This is a genomic window from Occallatibacter sp. (genome assembly GCF_049510455.1).
Lineage (GTDB): Bacteria > Acidobacteriota > Terriglobia > Terriglobales > Acidobacteriaceae > Telmatobacter.
The window spans coordinates 1-4,555 of the sequence record NZ_JBEKYX010000169.1 but is presented as its reverse complement, the minus strand read 5'-3'; the positions used below and the strand labels follow the sequence as shown (position 1 = coordinate 4,555).

Sequence of the window (4,555 nt, the reverse complement as noted above, 5' to 3'; positions counted from 1 at the left end):
AACGAAACCGTCCACGGCGTAAACGCCCAATAGGGCGCATAGAGCATCGCCGCATCGTCCTTGAGCCCATTGATATGCGTATCCGCCACCACGCCAATCACGGTCACAGGCCGGTCCGTATCCGGAACAAGATTGCTGATCGCGCGCCCAATTGGATTCTCACCCGGAAAGGCTTCACGCGCCGTCTTCTCCGAAATCAGCGCCACAAGAGGATTCGCGCGATCCGTCGCCGTAAGATTGCGCCCCGCCACCAGCGGAATCCGCATCGTCGCCAGATATTCCGCGTTAATCCATCGCACATTCACCAGCGGCAGTTGCGCCATGGGCAGCGGATGATCCGGCCGCTCAAGATAATTCACCCACGTCTCGCCGGTCATCGGCGTCGCGCTGGTCATCGCCACAGATTGCACACCCGGCAACTGGCTCAGCGCCGCAAGCGCGCGGTCCGCGTACGCAAGCTTTGCTTCTTTGAAACCCGGCTTCGTGTCGTCATATTTCGGCGCAAGCAGATCCACCTGCGCCACCGTGATATGGCTCGAATCAAAGCCGCGATCCATCCGCATCAGGTGAGAAAAGCTGCGCAGCGTCAGCAGCGTGACAATCAGCAGAACCAGCGTGCATGCCACCTGCGCCGCCACCATTCCATTCCGCGCGCGTCCGCCCTTCTGCATACTTCCCGTGCGCGTCGAATTCGCCTGCATCGCCGCCTGCGGATGCACATCCAGCGACTTGAGCGCCGGCAGCATTCCAAACGCAACCGCTGACACCACTGACAGTCCCAACGCAAACACCAGCACCGGCAGGCTCACATGCACTTCCTCCAGCCGGGGAACATTTGCCGGCACAAGCGACAGCAGCAGCTTCACTCCGGCAAATGCCAGCGCCACTCCCATCGCGCCGCCCACGCACGCCAGTAACAGGCTTTCCATCAGCCGCGCCATCACCAGCCGGCCTTTACTCGCGCCAAGCGCCGCGCGCACAGCCGTCTCATGTTCCGCATTTGTCGCGCGCGCCAGTTGCAGGTTCGCAAGGTTCACGCATGCAATCAGCAGCACCGTTCCCACCGCCGCAAACAGCATCCACAGCGCGTTGTCGATACCCGAAGCCACATCCTTCACCAGCGGCGTCATCGCAATGCCCATCGCAATCGGCAAATGCGCCGATGCCGAATAAGCCCTCTGCATCGTTTCAAGTTCCGCCGATGCCTGCTCGATGCTCACGCCTGGCTTCAGCCGTGCAATCGTCTTGTAGTTGTAATCGCCTGTGTCGTCCTTCAGTGCATATTCATCCGGCGTCAGCGGAATATAAATCTGCATCTCCCGTGCGGGAGCAACATTCAGAAACTCAATCTTCGGCGCCAGCGCAAACTGCGGAAAGTGCATCCCTGGCCCCAGCACGCCAACAATCGTTGCCGACTCGCCAGTGAGCCGCAGCCTCTGCCCAATCACGTGCGGATTGCCCTGGAAGAGCGTTTGCCACATGCTGTAGCTCAGGATGGTCACCGGTGTCGCGCCCTTCACAGCATCGCTTTCCGTAAAGTCGCGTCCCAGGATCGGGGCCACGCCAAGCATGCGCAGCAGATTCGGCGAAGCCGCAAGCCCGCCCACCCTGTAAGGATGATCGCCATCCGGCGAAAGGCTGACTGCACGGTTCTGAAGGATGGCCATGTCTTCAAGCGACTTCGTATTCTGCCTGAGCCGCTGAAAGTGCCGGTAGTTAAACGGAACAATGGTGCGCTCTTTGCCTGCCTGGTCTTCTGCCTCGCGCATCACCACCAGCCGGTTCGGCTCGCGAAAGGCAAACGGCTTCAGCAGAACCCCATTCACCACGCTGAAGACCGATGTAGCCGCACCAATCCCCAGCGCCAGCGTAAAAATCGCCGTCAGTGCAAACCCCGGCGACTTCCGCAGTTGCCTCACAGCAAATCGCACATCGCGCGCAATCTGCTCCACCCACGGCAGCCCGCGCTGCACGCGATAATCTTCACGCACCTGCGTCACGCCGCCAAATTCCCGCAGCGCAGCCGTGCGCGCCTCATCCGCCGCCATCCCGCGCCGCACATTCTCGGCAATCGCAAGATCAACGTGCGCGTTCAACTCTTCATCCAGCCGCGCATCCAGCTCCTTGCGGCGGAACAGCGACACAAAACGATTCAGCAGAACGCGAATCCACTCCATGACTGTCTCCTAATTTGTCTCGCTGCTGGCCGGCTCCAGAAAACGCGCCATTGTTGCCGCCACGCGCTCCCAGTTTTCCGTCGCGCGCTCCATCTGCTTGCGCCCCGTGCGGCTCAGCGAATAGAACCGCGCGCGCCGGTTCGTCTCCGACATGCCCCACTCGGACTTGATCCAGCCCTTTTGCTCCAGCCGCAGCAGCGCCGGGTAAATCGTCCCCTGGTTCAGTTGGATCGTCTCGCCGCTCACCTGCTCGATCCGCCGCGCAATGCCGTAACCGTGCAGCGGCCCCAGCGATTCCAGCGTCTTGAGCACCATCAGGTCTAGCGTGCCCTGCAATACATCGGCCTTATTTCCGCCCATGCGTCTCTCCTGTTGTTAATCCACATATTGACGGCGTAATATGTGGATTGTCAACAGGAATCAATTCAAGAGCAGGCCGCGAGACGTTGACGGAGGGTTTTTACCGGGCTGGAACAGGGCGCGGATGCGCAGTCTTCCACTTCGCCGCGCGCTCCTGCACGGCTGCCAGCTCGTCGGCTGTAATGTGGGCTCCCATATTCTGGCGGTTGGCAATGTACTGCTGTTGTTTCGGTGATTCAACAGCCGCGGCAAGATCAAACCAGTAGTACGCCTCGGCATAGTTCTGCGGCACGCCTTGACCCACTGAGTACAGCACCGCAAGCGTCCCCTGCGCGCCCGCATCGCCTTGCTCAGCCGCCTTGCCATACCACTGCGCGGCTTGCACCTTATCGCGATCCACGCCGCGGCCATCGCGGTACAGCTCCGCCAGATGGACCTGCCCCGCCGCATTGCCCGCTTCTGCCGCTTTACGATACCAATCCGCCGCCTGCTTCAGATCCTGCGCCACGCCTTTGCCCGCCGCATAATCTTCGCCCACTGCCACTTGTGCCGCGGCATCTCCCGCAGCGGCTTTGGCCACAAGCGTGGAGTCAATGCCGGACGTCTGTGCCCCGGCAACAAGCGCAACGGCAGCAAAGAGCGCCGGAAAGACAATGCGTAACAGGCTCATATTCATATCTCGAAAGAGTTTCTACCGATGACAATACCAAATTCCAGGTTGTAATTCACACCATCGGCGGGCCGGAAAAAAGCTAAAATCAGAGCATGACTGACCGCATGTCGCTTTCACTCGCCCAGGCCGACCCCGAGATCGCCGCCGCTATCGATCGCGAAACTCTCCGCCAGCACGAGGGGCTGGAGATGATCGCCAGTGAGAACTTCGTCTCTGAGGCAGTGCTTGAAGCCGCAGGCTCCATCTTCACTAATAAGTATGCAGAGGGCTACCCAGGCCGGCGTTACTACGGCGGCTGCGAGTATGCGGATGTCGTCGAGAATCTCGCCCGCGACCGCGCCAAGGCCATCTTCGGCGCCGAGCACGCCAACGTGCAGCCTCACTCCGGCTCACAGGCCAACGCATCCGCATACATGGCTGTCCTTCAGGCCGGCGATACCATCCTCGGCCTCGATCTCGCCCACGGCGGTCACCTGACGCACGGCCACAAGCTCAGCTTCTCGGGCAAGCTCTACCGCACCACGTTTTACACCGTCCGCAAGGACACGGAGCTTATCGATTACGACGAACTCGAAGCCATCGCCCTGCGCGAAAAGCCCAAGGCCATCATTGGCGGCGGTTCCGCCTACCCGCGCATGTGGGACTTCGCCCGTATGCGCCAGATCGCTGACAAAGTCGGCGCACATTACATCTTCGACATGGCGCACATCGCCGGCCTGGTCGCTGGCGGCGCGCATCCTTCACCCGTGCCCCACGCGCATATCACCACCACCACCACGCACAAAACGCTGCGCGGCCCGCGCGCCGGCCTGGTGCTCTGCGGTCAGGATCTTGCAGCCGCCGTGGACAAAGCCGTTTTCCCCGGCCAGCAGGGCGGCCCGCTTGTCCACATCGTCGCAGCCAAAGCTGTTGCCTTCGCTGAAGCGCTCCGCCCCGAATTCAAAACCTACGCCGCGCAAACCATAGCCAACGCGCAGGCGCTCGCCGCCGCCATCGCGGAGGCAGGCTATCGCATCATCTCCGGCGGCACGGATAATCACCTGATGCTTGTCGATGTCTTTGCCAAAGGCATTCTGGGCTCTGAGGCTGAGGCCGCTCTCGGCAAGGCAGGCATCACTGTTAATAAGAACGCCATTCCTTATGACACCAATCCCCCGCTCAAGCCCTCCGGCATCCGCATCGGTACGCCCGCGCTCACCACGCGCGGCATGAAGCAGGCCGAGATGAAGCAGATTGCGGCATGGATCGTCGAAGCTCTCGACAAGCGCAGCGACGACGCGGCCCTAGATAACATCCGCAATCGGGTCGCCGAGCTTGCTAACCATTTCCCGCTTTACGCATGGCG

Annotated in this window: 4 protein-coding genes; 1 reads left to right on the top strand and 3 read right to left on the bottom strand. The window is 61.1% G+C overall.

Going from position 1 to position 4,555, the window contains the following annotated elements; genetic code table 11:
• The 3 genes from ABSG47_RS20235 to ABSG47_RS20225 form a co-directional block, all read right to left on the bottom strand.
• On the bottom strand, positions 1-2,177 hold a 2,177-nt coding region (locus ABSG47_RS20235), incomplete at its 3' end, for an ADOP family duplicated permease (protein ID WP_424172171.1).
• 9 nt (positions 2,178-2,186) lie between these two features.
• Positions 2,187-2,537 (bottom strand): PadR family transcriptional regulator, encoded by a 351-nt coding sequence (locus ABSG47_RS20230; protein WP_424172168.1) that lies wholly within the window; start codon positions 2,535-2,537, stop codon positions 2,187-2,189.
• A 100-nt stretch (positions 2,538-2,637) separates the two neighbouring features.
• Entirely contained in the window at positions 2,638-3,207 is a 570-nt protein-coding gene (locus ABSG47_RS20225; RefSeq protein WP_424172165.1) for a tetratricopeptide repeat protein, read from the bottom strand.
• A 95-nt stretch (positions 3,208-3,302) separates the two neighbouring features.
• Between ABSG47_RS20225 and glyA the strand changes: the two genes are divergently transcribed.
• The coding region (glyA, locus tag ABSG47_RS20220; RefSeq protein ID WP_424172162.1) for a serine hydroxymethyltransferase at positions 3,303-4,555 on the top strand (1,253 nt) is incomplete at its 3' end.